Genomic DNA, 22,150 nt, shown 5'->3' on the forward strand with positions numbered 1-22,150 from the left:
GCTTTTTCATATCAAATTGCGGAAACTGATGATATGATTATGGTTAGTTATTAAAGGAGATCAAAATGCGTATTAAAGATATTTACTCAGCGGGAATTCATGGCATTAATCAAGTTAGCCGCTTCTTAACAAAAACTCATCATCGTAAACAACAACAAAAACGTCAACCCGACTTATCCTTACGTTATGCAGGAAGTTGGTCTTTTACAGACCCACAAACAAAGCAAAAGCACGAAATGGCGATTGGCCGTGACTTCACGATTAAAATTGATCAGAAAGAATTACCAGGCCGAATTATTGGTTTGGATGGTGAACAGCTTGTCTTTCTCGATCACTACGGCTTTCAGCTAAAGGTTTTTGCAAATCACTTAGGACCAATTGAAATTTATGATGAATCCAGTGACCAAACTTATCCAGTCATCAATCATCGCGATCAACCACGCCTACCTAAGGGCACAGATGTCCCGGTTGACGAAGCTGACCATGATTTGGTTTTTGAACTAGATGATTTGGCCTTAGATCAGGATACTGCCGATACAACAGTTACTGAACAGCAAACTGCGGACTCAGCAGCGACCACTAATTTAGATCAAATTGCTGATCAAACAGACCAGACTAGCAATCTAGATGAAGCTGATGCAGCTAAAACAGGTACTAATGATTAGCTGAAGCTTGACTGCAGTCATTAAGATAAGACTGTGAGATCAATTCTTTTGCCAAAAAATAAATCAAACTTTAGGTTCCAAAACGTGTTCTCAAAAGGCAACTGGTTTTGCTTAGCGCCTCTTGTCACACGCTAGTTAAGGTGCGTGAACAATGACTCAGCAACTGACCAAAAAAGAATGGTTAAAATCAGGTAGTCTCTTACTGGCTTACCTACTTTTTCTTGAAATAATTCCGCGACAGCGCCTGTTTTCACTGCGGCATATACTACCGCCAACTTGGCGCACAACTTTTGGTTTAAACGCATTGCTATACGCGCTACCGATTCTGTTGATGTTGCTCTTTTATAGTCAGCATATCATGCAAAATTTTAGTTACTTTCGCCAGCAAACTGGTCAACGAATTAAACAACTACTGCTTTATTATTTCACGATACTGCTTCTTAACAGCGTCGTTGCAAGATTAGTCGGTCAACAAGCTGCTAACCAAAATGCGGTTAATGATGCGACTAAGGGCACACCAATTTGGGCCACTTTTTTATTATTCGTGCTTCTGGGGCCGATGCTGGAAGAAACTGTCTTTCGCCAAATTCTATTAAGTAACTTAAGTCAGCTGATTCCTAAATGGTTGGCAGCCATTATTTCTGGCAGTGCCTTTGTTCTGATTCATGTTAATGCTCCTCAAGATATTATCTTGTATGCGCCCTTAGGCATTGTTTTTACAATGGCTTACTTACGGCAACAAGAAAACATTTCCTTCACGTATAGTCTACATTTGCTGAATAATATAGTGGCTTTGCTAGTCTCAACTTTTTTGATTCATTAACATTAATCATCGCTAATTTGACCAGGTTAATTAGCAAATTAAACAGCATTATTTGAAAAGTAAGTTGAAAAGCAAGTTGCACTAGTTTTTAAAAGAGCCGATGGGCTAATCTCTACTGGTATAAACCAGAGATTAAGCTCATCGGCTCTTTTGATTGAACTATTCATGTTTGGCTACTACCTGAATGAAGTTGATTGTCCTAACACTCATGTTTTAACCAGTGACCAACATGAAGTCCACTAACCTAACGTCAAATAAAATAGGCCCTTGGTCAGCATCAGTCATTTTTCTAACAATCGCGTGCTATTTATGACGTGCTAACTGATGTTGTTGCCAATAATAGACTGGAATACCCAAAGCTGTTAAACCGAGACCGACTAAGGCTAATGATAATTGTGTCATCAAAGTAGAAATAACGATGAATAATCCTCCCGCAATGGCAATTAATGGGACCAGTGGATAACCCCAAACTTTATAAGGACGGAGTAAATCTGGTTGACGGCGGCGTAAAATGAATACCGCGCCAAAAATCATGGTGTTAAAAACCCACATAACAAAAACCAGCATATCAGTTAAATAATTGAAATTTCCCAGTAACATCATCAATAAGGCTACCATCAATTGAAACAAGGCACCCCAAATTGGGACACGCGTGAGGCGAGTAATTTTGCGAAAATACTGCGCCAAGGGAATCGTATTATTAACTCCCATGGCATAAGCCACGCGCATGCCGGTCATGGTATAGCCATTAATCGCGCCGTAAACAGATACAAGAATTCCAATCGTCACCAGGCGACCGCCAGCCTGACCAAAAATAACCCCCGCACTGGCCGCCGCGGCAGTGGGGTTAGTCGCCAACTGACTAATCGGTAATGTTTTTAAAAAGGCCAAATTGATCAACGCATAAACTAACGTCGTTAATCCTAAACCACCAACAATAGCAATCGGCAAATGACGTCGTGGATTTTTCATTTCGCCGGCCATATTACCGACGCTGATCCAACCATCGTAAGCAAACATCGTTGCCAATAAGCCACCATTTAGGGCTGTAAACCAAGAAACGCCATGTCCTGGTTGAAATGGCCATAAGGCGACTGTTTGTCCATGAGGACTAGTTAAGCCAAAAATAATAATCAAGGCAATGGGAATTAATTTGATAAATAAAGTTAAGTTTTGGACCCAACTGCCCAAACGCGCGCCTAACAAATTGAGACCAGTAATTGATAAGGCAACGACGCCAGCAATCGGCACGATCCATGACTGGCTCACACCTAAAAGACTGACAAACTGTGTGGCAAAAATGATACTAAGTGCCGCAATATTAGCTGGATAATATATCAAAATTTGCGCCCAACCAAGTAAAAATGAGGGCATTTTGCCATAAGCAGCTTCAATGTAGTTAACAGCGCCACCAGCTTTCGGAATTGAAGTGGCGATTTCTGCTAAACAAAGTCCACCAGCAATCGTCAAAAAACCAGCAATTACCCAAACCGTCAGTAAGACACTAGCTGAGCGTGTTTGTTGTGCTAGAATCGAGATTTTAAAGAAAACCCCACCGCCAATTACCGTCCCCATGACTGTTGCTAATGCTGAAGTAAGTCCCATCGCTTTTTCTAATTGTACTTTTGGCTGTCCCATATTCACATTCCTTTACGTTCCAAGGTCATTAACAAACATCCCCGACTAAATCAAGTTCATTGTTCATATCTTACAGGTTTTTGGAAATTGAGAAAAGCTTTTTTACGTGCAATTTTTTCACCACAAAACTTTGCAAACGCTCTATTTAGCTAACAATCCCACTATTCATCAATAAAATAAATATCACCGGAATTAACGAACATTTTTGTCACTTCAGGGCAATGATTTTTCGCAAATTGTTGTGGCTATTGGACGTAAACGCTTAAAAATCAGTTGTTAGACTGAGTACCCCACCAGTGAGTATGGTAAAATGAGCTTATTCAAAAGCAAGTCGATTGCTGAACAAAGTTAGGAGGAAACTGGATGTTAGATGATCGCTTGATCGGCATGACCTTTTACAATACATCGCAATTAACGACTGGCGTTGTAGAGTTATTTGGTGTTTATTATCATTATCGCATTGAAGGTCAAGCGCAAATCGGTGATGTTCTCGAAGTCTTTCGAGTTTCGCCACTATTTCTTTACGTACGGCGTCCAGATGATCGACTCAAATTTTAAAGGGAGGCTTTTGTATGTTCAATAATATTGTTACCATTGCCATTGTTGTGGTTGTCCTCATACTTTTGTTATGGATTTTCTTCTCGTCAATCGCAATTATCCATACCGGCGAAGTGGGCATCGTCGAACGATTGGGCGTTTATGTTAAAACTTTGCAACCAGGATTTCATATGGTGGTGCCGTTAATTTATCGCATCATTGAAGTTGTCAATATGAAACAAATTCCCATGCGGGTTGCCGAGCAGGAAGTGATCACTAAAGACAACGTTGTGGTCAAAATTTCAGAAACGTTGAAATACCATATTACTGATGTTAATGCTTATGTTTACAAAAACAAAGACTCAGTTACCAGTATGGTTCAGGACACACGGGCTGCACTGCGGGGTATTATTGGTAACATGGATTTGAACGACGTCTTAAATGGTACTGAACAAATTAACCATTCTCTCTTTGATCAATTAAGTGAAGTAACAGCTGGCTATGGTCTGAATGTTGACCGTGCTAACATTGACTCCGTCGAAGTTGACCAAGATATTCAAGAATCAATGAACAAGTTACTGCGGGCTTCTCGGGAAAAGGAAGCTAACATCATGCAGGCTGAAGGTCTAAAACAAGCTGCTATTGCCAACGCTGAAGGTAGCAAACAGTCCGCTATTTTGCAAGCCGAAGGTAACAAGAAGACCCAGATTTTGGAAGCCGAAGGTCGCGCTCAAAGTCAACGGCTCTTATATGAATCCATTCGTGATCAGATTAATTCTGTTAATGAAGCCTTGGTTAAGGACTCTGATGCGTACTTGCAATATAAGAATATCGAAGCCATGGAAAAGATGGCCGAAGGTGAGAATAACACCATTGTAATGCCAGCTGCTTCTTTGGACCGCTTGGCTGATATTCCTGCAGCTAAAAAGCTTTGGGACCAAACCACCACTGCTAAGCCAGCGCCAAAGAAACTTTAATCTAAAAATTACTAGGCCACTGTTTAAAAACAACTTGGCACCTTAAAAATAATTGTCATTAAAAAACACGCGGCTGTAACAAAAGTCTATTTTCCAAAATAAAATGAACTTTACCAACTGAAACGTGTTCTCAAGCAGCAGCCAGTTGAGCTTAACGCAAAAAAAGCAATCAATTCAGACGAATTGATTGCTTTTTTATGTTAAGGCTCACTAGCTGACCGCTTTTTGTCACGCGCTGATGTTTTGACTAGTTTAACTTTTAGCGCTTGCTATTCTTGGTAATACCGATCTCGTTGCGCTTGCCAATAGTCATGGTCTGCTTGGGTAATTGGTCGTAGAACATGACATGGATTTCCTACTGCAATGACATTAGCAGGAATATCCTTAGTCACAACCGACCCTGAACCAATGACGGTATTATCACCGATGGTTACCCCAGGATTGACCACGGTGCTACCGCCAATCCAAACATTATTGCCAATTGTAATCGGATAACCATACTCTAATTGTTCATTACGAATTGCCGCATCAATTGGATGACCTGCAGTATACAAGCAAACCCGCGGTGCTAGCATGACGTTATCACCAATGTGAATTGGCGCGATATCTAAAAATAAGCAATCATAATTTGCATAAAAGTTCTCGCCAATAAAAGTATTGACGCCATAATCGCAATGGAATTCTGGCTCAATATAAATTTCCTGACCCGTTTTACCAAAAAGCTGTTTCAACAAAGTAACTCGATAGGCCCCCTGTTCTTCAGTCGTTTGGTTATAAATTCGCAAAATCTGTTTCCGACGAGCACTCATCGCCCGCAATTCGGGATCAGCTGCTTTGTAAAGTTCGCCAGCCAACATTCGTTCTTTCTCAGATTTCAAATTAACACTCCTTTAAATCATTCTTGCACACAATTATTACTACCGTAATTAGTAATGACCGCCCCGCAAGTAAGCAATCGTTTAAGTGTAATTTGCAAATTAATTGCTGGCAAGTTTTATTCCAGATTAATTACTAATTCACCTAGTTGCTCAATTCGGCTGACCAACTGATCACCTGAATGCAAAAATTCTTGAGGTGAACGACCAGCGCCAACACCACCTGGTGTCCCGGTAAAAATCAAGTCGCCAGGATATAAGGCCACAATTTGCGATAAGTAACTGACTAACTCCGGCACGCCGAAAATAAGATGTGCCAGCGAGCTCTTTTGCTTTTCAACACCGTTAACAGTCGTGCTTAAAGTTAATGAGCCTAAATCAGCCACTTCGTCAATCGTCGTCAGCCAAGGACCCGTGGGCGCAAAATTCGCGTAAGATTTCGCCAATGAAAATTGTGGTTTATCATTCGCAAACTGTAACTGACGATCAGAGAGATCCTGACCTACCATATAGCCAGCCACATGATCTAATGCTGTCGCCGTGGTGAACTGGCGCCCACCACGGCCAATTACAATAACCAATTCAGTTTCCCAGTCAGTTTGCGGACTGGGAATTTTTACGGTCGGTCGTGGGCCAGCTAACGAACTCGGAAATTTGGTGAACACATTAGGACTTTTAGGTGCTTGCGTTGCTAATTCTGTTAAATGTTCGCGATAATTAAACCCTACAGCAAAAATTTGGCGCGGTGTGGTAACTGGCGCTTGCAGTTCTTGTAATTCTGGTAATGGCTGAACTGGACCTAAATTTAGTACTTGATTTAATTGTGGCAATAGTGCTTGAACAGTTGACTCATTTAAGATTGGTCGATAGTGATTTTCTTGAATTAAGATTGGTTGTTGCTGATACATGGCAAGTTTCATTGCTACCCCTCATTTCAAGTTTAGTTATCTTTATTGTGCCGTTTTCGCTTAGGAATAGCAAAGGAATTGCCACCGCAGCTAGTCTAATCGTTGCCCACTGTTGACACCGGCACTAATAATTGAACTGCATTCTGAATATTCTGGCCGAGCTTGGTCTTAAATGACCTAATTAAACAACCTGACTGCTGGGATCAAGTACCAGTGACTCAGCCACAAGAATTTCACTATATAATTCATGAATGTAACTTGTATCAACCATATGCTGTTTGCTTAAGTCAAACAAATATCGCCGTTCTGCATCAAAGCCCGGTGTTGTTCAGTCGTTTGAGTTGCCGACAAGGTCACATGTTGCAAATTTGTCTGATGCCACTCACGCACAAAAGTAGTTAGAGTATTGGCCTGGATTTGATCACGCAAATCGTAAGTAACATTGGCAGCAACTGGCTGACAGAGGGCCATTTTTTCAATTTCCTTTAGGGCAACAGCTACCATTTCTTGGCGCATTTCTCCCATAATTCGCTGCCGATTTTCCTCATCGGCATCTACTGGCAAGATCACTTTAAAAACGACCAATGGCACCAACATACTAAGCACAATAATAACCGTCTCAACTACCACTGCCAAAGCATAAGTGGTTTGACTCAAATAATTGCTAACAGAAAAGGTCATGGCTAGCGTAACAGTGCCATGAACCCCACCCAACGAAAAAATCAGTGCTGAGCGACGAGAATGATCAGCAACAAAGAAACGGCCATAAAGATAACGTGAACCGATCAGAACGGCGTAAACTAACAACCCTACAGCTAGCCAATGCCAAGAATTATAAAGCACCTGATGATAAGCACGACCGGCAATTATTCGCACCAAATTAACCCCAAGAACGACAAAAATATAGCTATTTAAAATTTCAGTCGTAAACCGAACCATTTGGACACCAAAATGAGTTTGTTTAGGCGAACTAAAGCGGCTGCGCGCCACTTCACTGTTATTAACTAGACCAGCCACCACAACGGCAATAATTCTGGAAACACAGAATGCTTCCGCAACTAAATAAATTACAAATGGGGTAATCAAGTAAATCAAATTTTGGGCAGAAATCACGTTACCATTACTGCGGAGCAATAATTGCCGTAGCAACATCACTGCCATGGCAATCACTAGACCCACAAGAATACCGCCAACCGTGGTAAAGACTAATTCCCAAGTGTTTTGCCAAAAAGTTAACTGACCAGTTCGTAACCACAATAAGCCCGCTTGTAGCAAGACCAATCCAGTGGCATCGTTAAACATCGCTTCGAAAACCAACGCCTTACGAACTGGCTTCGAAATTTTGCGTCCTTCAACCACCGCATCAAAAGCAGTCGCATCAGTTGGCACCGCAATTGCCACAATCACCAAAGCCAGTGCCAGTTGCTCGCCAAAGACCCAGTGCAATAATGCCGCGCCAATGACGGCCGTGGCAATTGCCAACCAAATCGCTGTTCCCATAATACTGCCCAGACGTTTACGAACAAAGAAAATCGGCGTCCGCTGACCCTCAAAATAAAGTAATGGGGCTAGGAAAAGCAGCATAAACATTTCATTATTAAAAGCAGGAATAAAGTGATTAGTCAGTGGCCATAGACCAATTATCAAGCCTAATCCAATACTAATATAAGTACTAGCAACTCCTGGTAAAAACCGCGCCCCCACATTACTGATGACGACGGCCAAAAAAATAATCAACATTCCGATAACCATGGACATTGTTTTTATCCCAATAATTTTCTATCGCTATTATACCCAGTCTAGACAACTGGCACAAACAAAAGCCAGCGCGGTTACTTGAGAAAAATTCGCCAATCAAACTACCGCCCGATTCTAATTCAGACGAATAAAAAGAGCCTAATTGATAACCACTGCTTTTAAAGCCAGCGTGTTAGTCAATCAGGCTACTAATTATTACCAAGATATTCTTTAAATCATGATTCTTAGACCGTCAGTTCATATTGCTGCTAAAAATGCTGCCAAAATTATTTTGTAAAGAAGGTTGTCTGGGCTGCTTGCGTAATGCCTAGTTTGACATGGGCATAGGTCAATCCGCCTTGTAAATACAAGGTGTATGGCGGCCGAATTGGCCCATCACCGGAAAATTCAATTGTGGAACCTTCAATAAAGGACCCTGCTGCCATGACGACTTTATCTTCGTAACCAGCCATTTGTTCTGGAATTGGTTCAACATAAGAATCAACTGGCGAACTTTGTTGAATTGCTTTGGCAAATTTGACCATATCTTCTTGATTACCAAAATTAACGGTCTGAATGAGGTCAGTTCGAGGGTCATCCCATTTCGGTGCCACTGGCAAGCCAAGTGCTTCCAGTAATGCCGCTTCAAAAATAGCACCCTTAATCGCATTGCCCGTAGTTTGTGGCGCTACGAAAAATCCCTGGAACATATCAAGCATCATGCCATAGGTCGCCCCTTCAGCACCGCCAAGACCAGGCACAGTGAAACGATAGCTAACCCGTTCAACTAAATCTTTGCGTCCAACAATGTAACCACCAGTTTTAGCAAAACCACCACCGGCATTTTTAATGAGCGAGCCAGCCATTAAATCAACACCAACATCGAGCGGTTCTTGACGTTCGGAGAATTCACCATAAGCATTATCAGCAAAAATCCAAACATCAGGTTTAACTGAGCGAACAACTTTTACCATCTCGGCAATTTTTGCAATAGTGAACGAAGCCCGGGTTGCATAACCACAAGAACGTTGAATAGCGACGACTTTAGTTTTGTCAGTAATTCGTTGCTTGACGGCTGCAAAATCAACTTCACCATTAGCTAATAGGGGCACATAGTTGACTTTAATGCCATATTCTTTGGGACTGCCAATACCATTACCAGCTAAGCCTAAAACTTCTTGTAAAGTATCATAAGGTTCTCCTGTAATGTACAAAATTTCGTCGCCAGGTCGAACTAGCCCCAGTAAACCAACCCCAATTGCATGAGTACCAGAAACCAATTGGGGCCGAACTAGCGCATCTTCGCCACCAAGTACCTCAGCGTAAATAGCCTCTAAATGATCACGGCCCTCATCAGAATTACCATAACCAGTACTGCCAACTAAATCGGCTTCGGAAACGTGGTTATCCTGAAACGCCCGTAGCACTTTAGCCTGATTATCGAGAATTTGATCATCAATTTCTGCTAAACGTGGGGCAATTTTTGCATCAACTTGGGCCACAATTGCCTGTAATTTGGGATCAATTGCATCTTGCCAACTCATAAAAAAGTCCTCCTCATTATTTAATCACTCATTTATTGTCTAACCCAGAAAATATGATTTCAGGGCGACACTACCCTTTTAAGTATAACCATTTTCCTAAAAAACGATAGCTTGCCCATTAAAATAACTTTTTTTAAACGATGCAACCGCAAAACTGCGGCTGATTTATTTTATTGGAAAATAGTTTGCTTTTGGTTAATAAAATCTTTGTCTTTCCAGCTTGATTGCGTTACACTGATTTACTAGTCAAATTGGAGAGGGGATACGAAATGACAACACTACGTTTTTTGAATGGGACTAAAACAATTGGCGGTAATATTATTGAGATTGCCAATGGTGATAGTCGCGTCATCATGGACTTTGGGGTCGCCGCTGATTTAACTGGGCAAACTGTGGCTGAGGCAATTGCCCAGCATCATTTACCTAATTTGCCCGACCTGTTGTTACCTAATCAAACAACAAAATTCAAGCATCAGGCGATTTTTATTTCACACCTACATTTAGATCATATGGGTGCTTTGCGCTACCTACAAAACCATGACATCCCAATTTATATGTCTGCTGATGGTCTCAAACTTTATCAGTTGTTAATGGCCCAAGGCGTTGAACCTCAGGTAACTAATCTACGACCACTCGCCGATCAGGGAACAATCACAGTGGGTTCCTTGAAAGTCACTGGTTTTCTCAGTGATCATGATGTGATTGCACCAATGGCTTTGCTCATTGAAGATGGCAAGCACAAGTTCATGCATTCTGGTGATGTTCGGATTGGTGGCTATCATCAAGACCGCGTTAATCATTGGTCCGACTTTGTTAAAAATCAATTAGACGTTTATTTGACAGAAGCAACTACTTATAGTTTTGCCAGTGAACAACCACAGATGGTCACTGGGGATCATCATGAGCCAGTGTTAACTGAGCAAGATTTGCCTGAACGATTGACCACTAAAATCAAAACAAGCCAGCAAGTCATTGTGCTCAATCCCTATCCCCGTAACGTTGAACGTTTAATTCGGTTCAACGAAACTGCATTGGCCGCTGGTCGGCCAATGCTTTGGGAGCCAGATTATGCCCAATTGATTCGGACCTTTGCGCCAGAACAGCAAATCAAGGAAATTTCGGAGCAGCCAGTCAATGGTGCACCAGCCAACACGACTTATTATCCTTGGGCTGAAATCGAACAACAATTACAACAAAATCCCCAACAATTTACTTTACAAAACTCTTGGGCGAATCACGATCGCCTAAAATCTTTTGCTGGTGGGCTTTATCTGCATGCTAATGGGGAACCATTAGGTGACTACGATCCACGCTTTGCTCAACTACAAGATTTTCTAACTGAAAATCATTGGACCATTGAGTCCTGTGGTGCCAGCGGCCATGCCAAACGAGCTGATATCCTAGCCTTGGCTACAAAGATCAATGCTCGTCGGACTGTTCCTTGGCATAGTTTCAAACCAGAATTACTAGCCGCTGATTTAAAACAAACTAAGACCGAACCTTGGCTGCCAGAACTGGATCTTTATTACCGCTTTGATTAAACAGTCATCATAAAAAATATCTAAAATAGCCTGTGCGCTAATTTTCGGATTTATCTCGAAAATTAGCGCACAGGCTTTATTACTGTTATCTAGGTCTTAGGCAGTCAGACGTCGTGACAAATAGACCAATAGATGAGTGGCCTTAATTACCAGTATTGTTATTGAAATCAGTAGTGGGACTATCATCGTTAAGATTACGATTAGTCGTGGTCGCTTTGGCTTTTTGATTTAACAAATATTGTTCCATAATGGTAATAATTTGGGGATTATCAAGCATTGCCGAGTGTTGTGCCATTTTCCCGGAAACCGTAATTTGCGTGTAACTCGCTGCCTGTCCTTGATAAATATATTTACCAGCGGCCACGCTGTTAATGGGCACGATCCCATCACTATCATAATTTTGCGTGCCTGACAGTGAATACACGACTAAATCGTCAGGAATTTTTTTACGATTCTTAATGAAATCAGCCAACATTTGTGTTTTACGACTGGTTGAACTCTCCTCAAAATTATAAGGCGTCCCTACTGTCATCAGACACTTCATCGTAATCTCATCATTATCAAAATAATTTTCCAAAAAATCAGTAAAAACTAAGCCGCCGTTGGAATGACCAAAAGCTTTAAAATTGTTAAAATTGTATTTCTTAGTTAATTGTGTGAAAGCACTATTGAACATCTTCGACTCTTTTTTAATATTGTCATAACCATCTTGGTTATTTTCAAAGCCGACAACAATAAAGGGCTCATTATCACCGGGGCGGATTTCCCCGGTAACATTTATTTGACCAGAATTCATTACTTTTAATTTCAGCAAGCTATGCTTCCGCCCATCAGCTTGATTGATTTTTTGAACTAATTCATCGAAGCGATCTTGGGTGGCACTACTACCAGGAATCATAATCACTGGGGACATTTTAGAGTTATGCCGAGTGGCCATTTGCTTAACATTAGCTTGCGTCCAGGCATAAGAAGGAAACGCCAAAATGATGATTAGGCCAAAGAAAATGCCAAGAAGTAACCAGCTTTTTTTATTACGAAAGAACTTTTTAATTAGCTTCATGTGCTAAAGCTCCCTCCTGATCGGTTACCTGATCAACATTTTCAGTTAAGCGAATAAATGGCAGATAAAGTAGTACATCCAAAATCAAAATAAATGCAGCCACGACCAGCGCCATAATATTACCATTGGTGCCAATAAATGGTACGAGTGGTCCCGGCGTTCCTGAAGGTACTGGGTAAGCTACTGGCGGCATGACTTTCAACCAAATAAATAAACTAGCGACTGCCATGTTAAACAATGGCATTAAAGTAAAGGGAATCAAGTAGAGTGGATTCAATAAAACAGGAATCCCGATCATCACTGGAAAATTAGTATTAAAAATTGCAGGAAATAAGCTCCATTGACTAACAATCCGAGAATTTCGACTATGACTGGCGACAATCATGGCAATCACCAGCGCCAATAAAACACCAGTGCCACCAAAAGTACCAAAACTATGGTAAAGTGAGCTAGCCGAATAAGGATGCGGGATTTTCCAACTTGAGCCATGACTGAGGGCATAGCTTAAGTTATCCCATACTTCAGTTTCAACCACCTTAGTTGAGAAGGCTAGTGGTCCAGCAAAGCCAAACCAAGCTAAAACAGTTGTTAGCAAAGCACTGGTCATGGTAAACATGAAACTGCTTGGTTGGTTCGTAAAGTTTTGAATTGTATTCAAGACATAAGAATCAATTCGATAATAGCGGACTAACCCAAACACAGCATGTAAGACTAATGCCCAAAAAACAGCCACAAAAATTGGTTTTAAGGCGCCAAAAGCCCGACTCAAAATTAAATCATTCTGAGGTTGTGGTTCCTGAGCATCCATGCCATGGCGTTTAAAAATACGCCCCACTAAGTAGCCAACCAAAATACCAACTAATAACCAATGATAGTCGTAGTAACGCATCTCAATTGTTACGGTGTTCCCCTTCATGCGATGAAAGAAAATCAAGCCATAACAAATCGCTGCGGTTAAACCAGCCATTTGATCATCTTTTTGATAATGCTTGGCCGTATACTTTGCCGCTTCGAAAGCACCCGCAATCGTTAACATTCCCAAAGTCAACTGGCTTAAATCATCAAATAACACACGTAGTGCTTGATAGTGAGGCAGCCAGGCATTAATTTCAAAAATGCTTCCGAAAAATCCCCCAACAGATAAAAATGAAGTCGAAATAACTTGGGCAAAGGCACCTAATAATGCAAATGGAAATAAAATGACTAATGTTCGCTGAATGATTTGAAAAAATGAATAGCCTTTCATTCTAGTTAAAATCTTGACTAAACGTGCCATAACGCCCATCTCCCCATGGATAAATGCGACTTTTACACCTTGATTTTACAAGTCTACTACTAATTGTCAACTGATTGTTTCTTGATTTTTCAAACATTAATGAAAAAATATTCATTAATATTAACTGCTACCTAGAAATAATTGGTAAAATAACGCTATGATGATTATTCAGCTTAGTGTTAAGAACAGGAGCCCCCGATGAATGATGATTTAACCCGCCGCGCTGGTTGGCATGAAGCAATTCCGATTGGTTTTAGTTATTTCGGCATCAGCTTGGCCTTAGGAATTGTTGGTCGCGCCGCTGGTATTAGTCCTGGCCTAATGTTACTAATGTCGGCTTTGATTTTTGCCGGTTCAGCCCAATTTGTGTTAATCAGTCTGCTGCTGACCCAAGAACCAGTGATGGCAATTGTTGCCGCAACTTTCTTGATCAATGCACGTTTAATCTTATTAGGGATTACTTTGGCGCCGCATTTTAAGCAACAATCTTTCTTAAAAACCATTTTACTGGCCAGCCTCCTAACTGATGAAAGCTTTGCCTTAGCAATTAATAAAATTAACTATACTAAGGGACGACTAACCTTTGCTTGGTTTCATGGCGCCGCACTACTGCCTTATCTGGTCTGTTTAAGTGCGACCTTGATTGGTGCACTTCTTGGTGGTTTATTAACTAATCCTGAACGTTTTGGTGTTGATTTTGCAGTCATTGCTATGTTTATCGGTCTGACCTATTTACAGTTTGAATCAGACCAACAATTACCCAAAACGTTACAACTGATTTTAATTGGCTGCAGTTTAGTGATGGTTTACTTCGGTATGATCATTATTCCTGGACGACTATTAATTCTCGCGGTAACTTTAGTTGGCTGCGCAATTGGAGTGATTTTAAAACATGTCTACTTTTAACTACACGATCTTAACAATTCTCGGTTGTGGCCTAGTCACCTGGCTATCGCGAATATTACCATTTATTTTATTGAAAAAATTCAATCTTTCTGAAACTGTGCTAGAGTATCTTAGCTTTGTGCCGATTGTAATTATGTCAGCACTTTGGTTCAGCAGCCTCTTCACGCAGCACTTAGGTCACTTACCAACTGTTAATTGGCCGAACTTAATTGCCTCTGGTCCCACCCTACTTAGTGCCATTTTATCTAAGAATTTACTGGTGATTGTGCTTGTTGGTGTCTGCTCGTTAGGCGTGATCCGACTAATCGCCGGTAACTAATATTCAGAAAGTGATGTCCAATTAATGAATGCAGAATTGACGATTAAAAGTGCCATTCGAGAAACATTACCAACTGTTTTTGGTTACTTAGGAATCGGCGTGGCTTTTGGCCTAGTAGGTCACGCTGCTGGCTTAAGTCCAATAATCATTTTCTTAATGTCAGCAATTATTTATGGTGGTTCAGCACAATTCATTACCGTAAGTTTGCTGGCCACCAGTAGTCCGATTCTATCGATCATTGCTACGACATTTTTGATTAATTCGCGGATGATTTTATTAAGCTTGACAATTGCTCCCTATTTTGAACATAAAAGTTTGACTGATAATATTCTAATTGGTACTTTGCTGACCGATGAAAGTTTTGCCTTAGGGATGAACAAACTAAACTACACTGACAATCAGCTTAACTTCCCCTGGTTGAACACAGCGAATTTAATTGCTTACCTCACTTGGGTCATGGCATCGCTAATCGGCGCCTTACTAGGTAATTTCATCCAAAATCCGGCCCGTTTTGGTCTCGACTTTGCCATTGTCGCAATGTTCATTGGGCTCCTCTATTTACAGGTTATTGCTGACAAGCGGCTCAATTATCTACTACAAGTCACAGTTATCGGACTCACATTAGGCTTAACTTATCTGGGGCTGATCATTATTCCAAGTAGTCTTTTAGTATTAGTTGTGACCATTGTTGGCTGTATCCTCGGTGTGTTTTTTAAAAAAATTTGGCGGCATTGATTTACCTCAGCTTGATCAGCTTGCTCAGCTTGCTCAGCTTGCTCAGCTTAAGCTTATAAGTATCAATGTTCACTCGTCAATCTTCTTGCTTAGCCAACGCGGCGTTTAAGGCTAAGGGGGATTGTTTTAGGCAAAGTAATAGACAACTCCGTTGCAGCCAGCGAGTTGTGGAACGCTACTTAAACTGGTGCCAAGTCTTCCTTAATTTGGGAAGGTGGTTGCTGGGCGATTTTGAGGGCGTGGAACGGCGTGGGCATTGATTTAAGCTTTTTCTGCGAAAAATCTTAAATACAAGCCTTATTCTAAACGGTAAACCGTTAAGAATAATTTCACACCTGACGCCAATCGCCCAGCAACCACCAGATAAAACTAACAGAATTGAGCACCACTGTAAGTAAACTAGATTGCAGTATACAACAAAGCCTGTGTGACAATCTTTCAAGATAAAATTGAAAGGTATCACACAGGCTATTTGGGTCTAACTATTCAATTATTGCTGCTGAGTGAATTAAGTTGTTTAATCCTACTATAACTGCCTTAACCACTAACAACAGTGAAAATCACTAACTCAACTCCAGACGGAATGGAGGGACCGGGTTGTCAGCCGCGAAATTATTGTTAGTGCTTTAGCACTTACAATAAGCCTCGAATTTGAGATTTTCGCAGAAAAGCTCAAATCGACGGCCGCTGCGTTCCACAACCCGCAGCCCGCAATGCAGTCAGAACCAAGTCTGCTTCAAAACTTCACCGGGTTTTAGTGCTTTTGAACTTTGGTTTGTAATTGGCTTCAATCAATGCCGGCAGCGTTCCACGACAAGCAGCCTGCAATGGAGTCAGAACCAAGTCTGTTTCAAAAACTTCACCAGATTTTAGTACTTTGAACTTGGGTCTGTAATTGGTTTCAATCAGCCGGCGTTCCACGACAAGCAGCCCGCAATGCAGTCAGAACCAAGTCTGTTTCAAAAGCTTCACTAGGTTTTAGTGCTTTTGAACTTGGGTCTGCAGTTGACTCAAATCAATCCCGGCCGCGTTTCACCAACTAATCAGCCAATAAATCAGGATAAACCACATCCAACAATTGGAACTGCCCATCAGCAAATTGATACTTAAAAATCGTACAGTTGCGGACACCATGAGTCAGCTTATCAGTTGTTCCAACTGCTCGCCGCAAAAAGTTATGACAAGCACCACCGTGAGAAACAGCCAAGACTGTTTCGTTTTCCGGCCGTTGCATTAGGTCCTCCAGCGTGCCGTAAACTCGTTCTTCGACTTGTTCCTGAGTTTCACCGCCAAATTGTTGGAAGTAATCACCATAAGGTGGTTGTGGATTTAAGGACTCATCTTGACCTTCATAAACACCAAATCCCCATTCGCGCAAACCTTTTAGGCGCTGATAGGGCATTTTTTGTGCAGTTACTATTTCCAACGTATCGCTGGTTCGCTCGGCTGTAGAGCAAAAAGCGTGATCAAACGTAATTTGATGATCACGAAAATATTGACCTGCTAATTGGGCCTGATTAATCCCGTTCTCTGTTAGCGGTGAGTCACACCAACCTTGAATTTTATGGTGTACATTAAATATGTGTTTCACCATGACGCATTAAATAAAGTATTTTTGTCAAATTGCCTGACTCCTAATCTAAATATTTTGCCAAACTGGCGACGATACCATCATTGTTATTCGTTAAAGTAACTTCATCAGCGGCTAAGCGAATTTTCTCTTTGGAATTGGCCATTGCGACGCCGATCCCGGCAAAATTCAACATTGCCAAGTCATTCTCATCATCACCAAATGCTATCAATTCTGAAGCAGTTAAACCAATTTTAGGTAACAAATGGGCTAGTGCCGTTCCCTTGTCCACACCTAAATTCGTGAATTCAAAGTAGAAATCTGCCGTAAACATCGCGTTAAGGTCATGGGCAAAAGGTGCCGCAATCGCTGCCGAATTGGCCCGTAAATATTCTGGTTGACCAGCCAACAGAATTTTATTGATTGGTTCACTAACAAAAGCAGCTAAGTCAGGCTGCTCGCACAACTGCAAACGGTCATTGCGGGCCTCATACTCGATGATATTGCGGTCTTCAGTAGGTAAATGTAATAAATTATGATAAACATCATTCACATAAAGATAATCACCTAAGGCAACCATCGGCATCACCTCAAAGCTCTTAGCATGATTGAGAATGGCCTTTGACTGAATCACTGTCATTGCCCGATTATAAATCACTTGCTGCGTCTGGCAGTCAATTACCTGCGAGCCATTAAAAGCCACTACCAACCCATGATGCTGATCCATAGCCAGTTCTTGAACATATCTTTCAGTTCCTTTAGCAGGGCGACCAGTTGCCAAAATCAAGCGCACACCATTCATCTGAGCTGCTAATAAAGCCGCTTTAGTTCGCGGCGAAATTTCTTTATCATCATTAGTTAAAGTACCATCAATATCTAGCGTAATTGCTTTAATCAAGCTGCCAACTCCTTCAACAAATTAAACAAGGCTTATTATAAGTATAACAAGTTCGTCCCGCGATTGTCAGATGACCGACAATATTTATGTCTAATCTAACCGGATTTTTCGAAGAACATCTGAATGACTTATTGTTCTGGAAACTTAGTGAACTATTAAAACAGCGCTAGTTTTAACACCACTGCGAGTTACTTATCGAGAAACTAGGCGACGCTGGGACACTGCTACGCCGCCCCTTGAAACATAATTTAAGCCACTACGACAACCAGTATGATTAAATTCAGAGCAATTTACATAAATCCAGTTAATTTCACTCGCTTTTCGGAGAAGGGTCATACAGTTTTGGCAAAACATTTACTGGGACTTCATTTTCAGAAATTGTTTGCGGACCAACAACCACCCGTAAAGTGCTAGCTTTCAACTTAATAAAACTATTTGCTGGTAATGGCTGGGGATGACGACCAGAAATCTCAAAGGTACGAATCATTTTTTGACCACTTTTCGTGACAACGGCAATTTTATAATGATAAGCATAATGATTCGATTCAGGCTCACCAGCAAGATTTTTAGCAATTTCTTTAACGGGAACCTGAGCTGGGACAATCGCATAAGCTTCAGTCCCGAGATAAGTTTGTTGATAATATTTAAACCCACAATAGCCAATTAAACTGACCACTAGAACGGCGATGACTGCAAGTATTTTTTTCATTCGAAACCTCGTTCATTAATTAATGGCTTTATTTTAAAAAATAAGCCCCAACCAGACCATCGAATTAACTTGCAAAATTGTAAGTTTGTCACCAAAAATAACCTCACGGTAACGTATTCTCAAAAGACAACCGGTTCCGCTTAACGCAAAAATGACGAGCAATTCTTTTCGAATTGTTCGTCATTTTACATTAATGCTCACCGGCTAAAATAAATTGATTTTCGCTAAACCAACTACCCCTGATATCACAACAATTTTAACGTTGACCTGGGTTAATTGCGCAAGTGGTAACTGCAGATCAATCCCCACTAATGGGCCTGCAAAGATTTCTTGGTCATTGACAACAACTTGAATTTGACTGTTGGCTGCCGTCAATTGATCATCAAAACATAATTGCACTTGCTTCGCCGGCGCTTGATTCCAGAAAGTATAAGTCACAAATTCACTTTCGTGGAGCCGCAGCCGATAATCATCCAAATGAACATCAAAAGTTGATTGGCCAGGTTGCTGAAGGTCAGGAACGATGATATCCAGATTCTTGCCCTGATGATACTTGACGAAATTACTACGGGCAGTTGCACCACGGTAACTACCGGGTACTTCAGAAAAATTAACTGCTGCGTAGGTAACCGGTGGTTTCAAAAGAATGTGCCGATCAACGTCTGGATTAGGCAGACAATTGGCGAATTTAATATTATCTAGGTAGTCAGCCAAGATTGTCTTCACTTGACTTGCTGCGGGTTTACGACCAGTTTGCAAGTAATCCATGATCAATGACCAATTATCAGGTGTTTTGACGGTGACGCCACTGTTTTGCCGACCCATTTTTTTATAGGTCCAGAAATGACGACTGACTTGATTAGCTTCGCAAAGTTGGGCCATGCCGGCAAACCAACGATCATTATTTTCCCCAGTCTCACCTAACCACAGCGGCACATCATATTGCCGGCTAACTACCAGAAATTCCGCAAAAGTTTCCTGGCTTGGTAATACACCGTAACGATGAAAATGAATCACATAATTGTCATCATAGTGATGATTGAAGACACTTGGATCACTGGCCCAATGATAACCTTCCAAAGAGAACATATGGCGGGCATCAACGGCATGAATTTTAGCAATCGCTTCATCATAGAATTGTGCTAATTTCGGTAATAAATAATCGAAATCTTGTAAATGGTCGTTGCCAGGCCGAATTGGTTCGTTTAACAAATCATAGCCTGCCACTGCTGGTTCATCAGCATAGCGTCGCGCGATGAATTGCCATAGTTGTAATGCTTGGTGCCAATATTCTGGCACCAAATACAGATTAGGCACATCGCCAATTGAATCATCAATATTCGCACCAGTTTGACCACCAGGTGCCCCGTGCATATCGATCCAAACGTAAAGGTCATATTTCTTAGCCCAGGCAATTGCTTGGTCCATTAAATAGAAGTTACGTTCATCAACCTCACCAGCATCATCGAGAAAAAGACTAGCGTTGAATGGCAAGCGCAATGAATTATAACCTTGCTGATGAATATAAGCCACATCAGCTTCGGTAAAATAATTATCGCGATAAGCTTGCCAGAAATCTTGAGCGAACTCTTGATCAGTTAAATCAGCAATCGTTTGTTCAATTCGACGGGGCCGATCAAACAATTGACCATGGGCTTGCCACATATAACCTTCTTGTAGCAACCAGTTGCCAATGCCCCAACCTTTTAACAGAATGGGCTGGCCATCTTCAGTGACAATTTGCCGACCTTGAGTTTTTAAAAATTTCGTAATCATGATAATCTCCAATCTAAGCTTCTTGCCGTTGCATTGCTTGGTAGACAGCGCCAATAATGCCGGCGTTATTCATTAGCTTCGCTGGTTTGATTTGAGCAATGGTCTGATCTTTGACCTCAGAAACGCTGACATGACGTAATTCCAAATCAGTCAAAGCTGCATTCAAGTCGTGAATAAAGGTTGGGTTAGCGCTAATACCACCACCAATTAAGACAACTTCTGGGTCGTAACAAACGATCAGGTTTAAAATCCCAGTTGCTAAATCATAATAGAATTTATCCAACGTCATTTGAGCCAATTTCTCACCAGCTGCAGCTGCTTGGAAAATCACCCGAGCATCGATCAACCGTTCAAATTCGGGATCTAATTGTTGTTTGGCCAAAGTATACGTATGGCAAAGACCGCCAACAATCGCACTAGATTTATTCAGTGAGGCATCCTCTAAATCGCGGGTAAAGTCTAAATCATGCGTCAACATCCAGCCAAATTCACCGGCCATCCCATGAGCGCCACGATAAAGTTGATTATTAATAATCGCACCGCCACCGAAACCAGTTCCTAAGACTAAGCAAAGATAATTCTCAATCCCTTGGGCGGCACCCAACCAGTGTTCAGCAATGGCTGCTGCATTAGCATCATTTTCAACGTTGGTTGGTAAGTTCGTCCGTTGTTCCATTTCAGCTTTCAGGTTAACGCCGATCATGCTGCGCACTGCCCCAGCGGTGACTAGAAAACCGTTATTTTTAATAATACCGGGCATACTGATCCCGATGCCAGCTAAATCTGTTGCTTGTGTTTGATAATCAGTGACAATTTTAGTTAATTGTTCTAAAAAATCGTTTTTATTTAATGGTGTTGGCACGGCGCCTTGGGCCTGAATCTGCCCGGCATGATCCACGAGACCGTATTTGATCGTCGTTCCACCAACATCAATTCCAATATAGTGTTGCATGATTAATTCTGCCCTTCTGTGTCGTCATACTTCTGAAAAATATGAGTCATAATTTTACTATTGATCATCGCGGCTCCAGCTACTCCTAGGAAAACCCAGAGGAAGAATAACTTAGGTAACAGGATCGGGAACAACACGATCAGCACCGCATTGCTAATGAAACAAACAATACTTAAGGCTGCGTTCTGGAAACTAAGCACCAAGGCGTTGCGGATTTGCGCACCAAGTTGGTTCTCATAATGAGCTAACATTGGGAAAAGATATTCACTGGTAAATAAGAAGATTGCTGATAAACTGACCATAATAATCACAATGATCGGTTGCTTCTGGAACAAGGCATAACGGATAGCGTAAAAGAAGAACAAAGCACCAACTAACATACCCAGACCAGCAACGAATCCTTGCTTAAAGTTACTTTTAAAAGCTGCCATATACGTCCGATAAAGGGCCGGTTCGTCGCCATTAGCAATTTTTAAAGTACAGTGATATAAGGCTACTGTCGATGCACCAATCGTCACAATTGGAAATGAGGTCAACAAGAATAGCAGATTCAAGCACAGTACCTGATAAATAATGGTCATGGCTCGGAATAAACCACCATTCATACTGAAAATTTTCTTCATCGACATGCAGCTCCTTTGTTAGCGATTACTTCTGGGAACTAAGAAAGCCAGGATTTTCCCTGGCCATCTCAGTAAACAATT

Annotated in this window: 20 protein-coding genes and 1 pseudogene; 8 read left to right on the forward strand and 13 right to left on the reverse strand. The window is 41.3% G+C overall.

All coding sequences use genetic code 11. From position 1 onward, the window contains the following. The first annotated feature begins 65 nt into the window (after window positions 1-65). Both EKM81_RS05265 and EKM81_RS05270 read left to right on the forward strand, forming a co-directional pair. Entirely contained in the window at window positions 66-665 is a 600-nt protein-coding gene (locus tag EKM81_RS05265) for a DUF4828 domain-containing protein (RefSeq protein ID WP_125649423.1), read from the forward strand. Between the two features lie 151 nt (window positions 666-816). Further along, a complete protein-coding gene (locus EKM81_RS05270; RefSeq protein WP_125649426.1) occupies window positions 817-1,488 on the forward strand; it encodes a CPBP family intramembrane glutamic endopeptidase in 672 nt (223 codons plus the stop codon). A 303-nt stretch (window positions 1,489-1,791) separates the two neighbouring features. Here EKM81_RS05270 and EKM81_RS05275 read toward each other — a convergent pair whose 3' ends face one another. After that, entirely contained in the window at window positions 1,792-3,126 is a 1,335-nt protein-coding gene (locus EKM81_RS05275) for an APC family permease (RefSeq protein WP_125649429.1), read from the reverse strand. Between the two features lie 363 nt (window positions 3,127-3,489). On the opposite strand from EKM81_RS05275, the gene EKM81_RS05280 reads away from it, so the two are divergent. Beyond that, window positions 3,490-3,684: a hypothetical protein gene (locus EKM81_RS05280; protein ID WP_125649431.1), complete on the forward strand. Its 195-nt coding sequence runs from the start codon at window positions 3,490-3,492 to the stop codon at window positions 3,682-3,684. A gap of 14 nt (window positions 3,685-3,698) precedes the next feature. Continuing rightward, window positions 3,699-4,640: an SPFH domain-containing protein gene (locus tag EKM81_RS05285; protein ID WP_125649434.1), complete on the forward strand. Its 942-nt coding sequence runs from the start codon at window positions 3,699-3,701 to the stop codon at window positions 4,638-4,640. 269 nt (window positions 4,641-4,909) lie between these two features. Here the strand turns inward: EKM81_RS05285 and EKM81_RS05290 are convergent, their stop codons facing one another. The 4 genes from EKM81_RS05290 to EKM81_RS05305 all read right to left on the reverse strand — a co-directional run bounded on the left by EKM81_RS05290 (window position 4,910) and on the right by EKM81_RS05305 (window position 9,704). Further along, window positions 4,910-5,518 carry a sugar O-acetyltransferase gene (locus tag EKM81_RS05290; protein WP_225420184.1) on the reverse strand — a complete coding sequence of 203 codons (609 nt, stop codon included), beginning with the start codon at window positions 5,516-5,518 and terminating at the stop codon, window positions 4,910-4,912. Window positions 5,519-5,634: 116 nt separating this feature from the next. Next, the gene (locus EKM81_RS05295; protein ID WP_125649437.1) at window positions 5,635-6,435 is read right to left on the reverse strand and encodes a fumarylacetoacetate hydrolase family protein; all 801 of its coding nucleotides are present in this window, start codon (window positions 6,433-6,435) and stop codon (window positions 5,635-5,637) included. A 270-nt stretch (window positions 6,436-6,705) separates the two neighbouring features. After that, entirely contained in the window at window positions 6,706-8,181 is a 1,476-nt protein-coding gene (locus EKM81_RS05300; RefSeq protein ID WP_225420185.1) for a cation:proton antiporter, read from the reverse strand. Between the two features lie 266 nt (window positions 8,182-8,447). Further along, window positions 8,448-9,704 carry a methionine gamma-lyase family protein gene (locus tag EKM81_RS05305; protein ID WP_125649439.1) on the reverse strand — a complete coding sequence of 419 codons (1,257 nt, stop codon included), beginning with the start codon at window positions 9,702-9,704 and terminating at the stop codon, window positions 8,448-8,450. 269 nt (window positions 9,705-9,973) lie between these two features. Here EKM81_RS05305 and EKM81_RS05310 point away from each other — a divergent pair, with 269 nt between their 5' ends. After that, the gene (locus EKM81_RS05310; RefSeq protein WP_125649442.1) at window positions 9,974-11,245 is read left to right on the forward strand and encodes an MBL fold metallo-hydrolase; all 1,272 of its coding nucleotides are present in this window, start codon (window positions 9,974-9,976) and stop codon (window positions 11,243-11,245) included. 142 nt (window positions 11,246-11,387) lie between these two features. On the opposite strand, the gene EKM81_RS05315 is transcribed toward EKM81_RS05310, so the two are convergent. Together EKM81_RS05315 and EKM81_RS05320 are read right to left on the reverse strand one after the other, a co-directional pair. After that, complete coding sequence (locus EKM81_RS05315) at window positions 11,388-12,305, reverse strand: alpha/beta hydrolase (protein WP_125649444.1); 918 nt, start codon at window positions 12,303-12,305, stop codon at window positions 11,388-11,390. Next, window positions 12,292-13,581 carry a PTS transporter subunit EIIC gene (locus EKM81_RS05320; protein WP_164509215.1) on the reverse strand — a complete coding sequence of 430 codons (1,290 nt, stop codon included), beginning with the start codon at window positions 13,579-13,581 and terminating at the stop codon, window positions 12,292-12,294. Before EKM81_RS05320 ends, EKM81_RS05315 begins: the two co-directional genes overlap by 14 nt. 198 nt (window positions 13,582-13,779) lie before the next feature. Between EKM81_RS05320 and EKM81_RS05325 the strand changes: the two genes are divergently transcribed. The 3 genes from EKM81_RS05325 to EKM81_RS05335 are packed head-to-tail and all read left to right on the forward strand — an operon-like array spanning window position 13,780 to window position 15,541. Then, window positions 13,780-14,487, forward strand: a complete 708-nt coding sequence (locus EKM81_RS05325; RefSeq protein ID WP_125649450.1) for an AzlC family ABC transporter permease — start codon at window positions 13,780-13,782, stop codon at window positions 14,485-14,487. Next, window positions 14,474-14,806, forward strand: coding sequence for an AzlD domain-containing protein (locus EKM81_RS05330; RefSeq protein ID WP_125649453.1), 333 nt, complete (start codon window positions 14,474-14,476; stop codon window positions 14,804-14,806). The genes EKM81_RS05325 and EKM81_RS05330 overlap by 14 nt, the downstream gene beginning before the upstream one ends. A gap of 24 nt (window positions 14,807-14,830) precedes the next feature. Next, entirely contained in the window at window positions 14,831-15,541 is a 711-nt protein-coding gene (locus tag EKM81_RS05335; protein WP_125649456.1) for an AzlC family ABC transporter permease, read from the forward strand. A gap of 1,039 nt (window positions 15,542-16,580) precedes the next feature. Here EKM81_RS05335 and EKM81_RS05340 read toward each other — a convergent pair. From EKM81_RS05340 to EKM81_RS05365, 6 genes and pseudogenes are all read right to left on the reverse strand, one after another. Next, window positions 16,581-17,142: pseudogene (locus EKM81_RS05340) on the reverse strand (histidine phosphatase family protein). 33 nt (window positions 17,143-17,175) lie between these two features. Then, window positions 17,176-18,009, reverse strand: coding sequence for a Cof-type HAD-IIB family hydrolase (locus tag EKM81_RS05345; protein WP_125649458.1), 834 nt, complete (start codon window positions 18,007-18,009; stop codon window positions 17,176-17,178). A gap of 310 nt (window positions 18,010-18,319) precedes the next feature. After that, the gene (locus EKM81_RS05350) at window positions 18,320-18,718 is read right to left on the reverse strand and encodes a YxeA family protein (protein WP_125649461.1); all 399 of its coding nucleotides are present in this window, start codon (window positions 18,716-18,718) and stop codon (window positions 18,320-18,322) included. 204 nt (window positions 18,719-18,922) lie between these two features. Beyond that, window positions 18,923-20,494 carry a glycoside hydrolase family 5 protein gene (locus EKM81_RS05355; RefSeq protein WP_125649463.1) on the reverse strand — a complete coding sequence of 524 codons (1,572 nt, stop codon included), beginning with the start codon at window positions 20,492-20,494 and terminating at the stop codon, window positions 18,923-18,925. A 13-nt stretch (window positions 20,495-20,507) separates the two neighbouring features. Further along, the gene (locus EKM81_RS05360) at window positions 20,508-21,446 is read right to left on the reverse strand and encodes an ROK family protein (RefSeq protein WP_125649467.1); all 939 of its coding nucleotides are present in this window, start codon (window positions 21,444-21,446) and stop codon (window positions 20,508-20,510) included. A gap of 2 nt (window positions 21,447-21,448) precedes the next feature. Further along, entirely contained in the window at window positions 21,449-22,069 is a 621-nt protein-coding gene (locus tag EKM81_RS05365) for a YesL family protein (RefSeq protein ID WP_164509216.1), read from the reverse strand. Between the last annotated feature and the right edge of the window lie 81 nt (window positions 22,070-22,150).

The sequence above is a fragment of the Lapidilactobacillus gannanensis genome, assembly GCF_003946675.1.
Classification (GTDB): domain Bacteria; phylum Bacillota; class Bacilli; order Lactobacillales; family Lactobacillaceae; genus Lapidilactobacillus; species Lapidilactobacillus gannanensis.

What these genes read in the sequence shown, in the direction of transcription:
- EKM81_RS05275 (WP_125649429.1), bottom strand. Translation starts at nt 3,126, where the DNA reads ATGGGACAGCCAAAAGTACAATTAGAAAAAGCGATGGGACTTACTTCA.
- EKM81_RS05365 (WP_164509216.1), bottom strand. Translation starts at nt 22,069, where the DNA reads ATGAAGAAAATTTTCAGTATGAATGGTGGTTTATTCCGAGCCATGACC.
- EKM81_RS05310 (WP_125649442.1), top strand. Translation starts at nt 9,974, where the DNA reads ATGACAACACTACGTTTTTTGAATGGGACTAAAACAATTGGCGGTAAT.
- EKM81_RS05280 (WP_125649431.1), top strand. Translation starts at nt 3,490, where the DNA reads ATGTTAGATGATCGCTTGATCGGCATGACCTTTTACAATACATCGCAA.
- EKM81_RS05265 (WP_125649423.1), top strand. Translation starts at nt 66, where the DNA reads ATGCGTATTAAAGATATTTACTCAGCGGGAATTCATGGCATTAATCAA.
- EKM81_RS05295 (WP_125649437.1), bottom strand. Translation starts at nt 6,435, where the DNA reads ATGAAACTTGCCATGTATCAGCAACAACCAATCTTAATTCAAGAAAAT.
- EKM81_RS05300 (WP_225420185.1), bottom strand. Translation starts at nt 8,181, where the DNA reads ATGTCCATGGTTATCGGAATGTTGATTATTTTTTTGGCCGTCGTCATC.
- EKM81_RS05355 (WP_125649463.1), bottom strand. Translation starts at nt 20,494, where the DNA reads ATGATTACGAAATTTTTAAAAACTCAAGGTCGGCAAATTGTCACTGAA.
- EKM81_RS05315 (WP_125649444.1), bottom strand. Translation starts at nt 12,305, where the DNA reads ATGAAGCTAATTAAAAAGTTCTTTCGTAATAAAAAAAGCTGGTTACTT.
- EKM81_RS05350 (WP_125649461.1), bottom strand. Translation starts at nt 18,718, where the DNA reads ATGAAAAAAATACTTGCAGTCATCGCCGTTCTAGTGGTCAGTTTAATT.
- EKM81_RS05285 (WP_125649434.1), top strand. Translation starts at nt 3,699, where the DNA reads ATGTTCAATAATATTGTTACCATTGCCATTGTTGTGGTTGTCCTCATA.
- EKM81_RS05360 (WP_125649467.1), bottom strand. Translation starts at nt 21,446, where the DNA reads ATGCAACACTATATTGGAATTGATGTTGGTGGAACGACGATCAAATAC.
- EKM81_RS05305 (WP_125649439.1), bottom strand. Translation starts at nt 9,704, where the DNA reads ATGAGTTGGCAAGATGCAATTGATCCCAAATTACAGGCAATTGTGGCC.
- EKM81_RS05320 (WP_164509215.1), bottom strand. Translation starts at nt 13,581, where the DNA reads ATGGCACGTTTAGTCAAGATTTTAACTAGAATGAAAGGCTATTCATTT.
- EKM81_RS05270 (WP_125649426.1), top strand. Translation starts at nt 817, where the DNA reads ATGACTCAGCAACTGACCAAAAAAGAATGGTTAAAATCAGGTAGTCTC.
- EKM81_RS05335 (WP_125649456.1), top strand. Translation starts at nt 14,831, where the DNA reads ATGAATGCAGAATTGACGATTAAAAGTGCCATTCGAGAAACATTACCA.
- EKM81_RS05330 (WP_125649453.1), top strand. Translation starts at nt 14,474, where the DNA reads ATGTCTACTTTTAACTACACGATCTTAACAATTCTCGGTTGTGGCCTA.
- EKM81_RS05325 (WP_125649450.1), top strand. Translation starts at nt 13,780, where the DNA reads ATGAATGATGATTTAACCCGCCGCGCTGGTTGGCATGAAGCAATTCCG.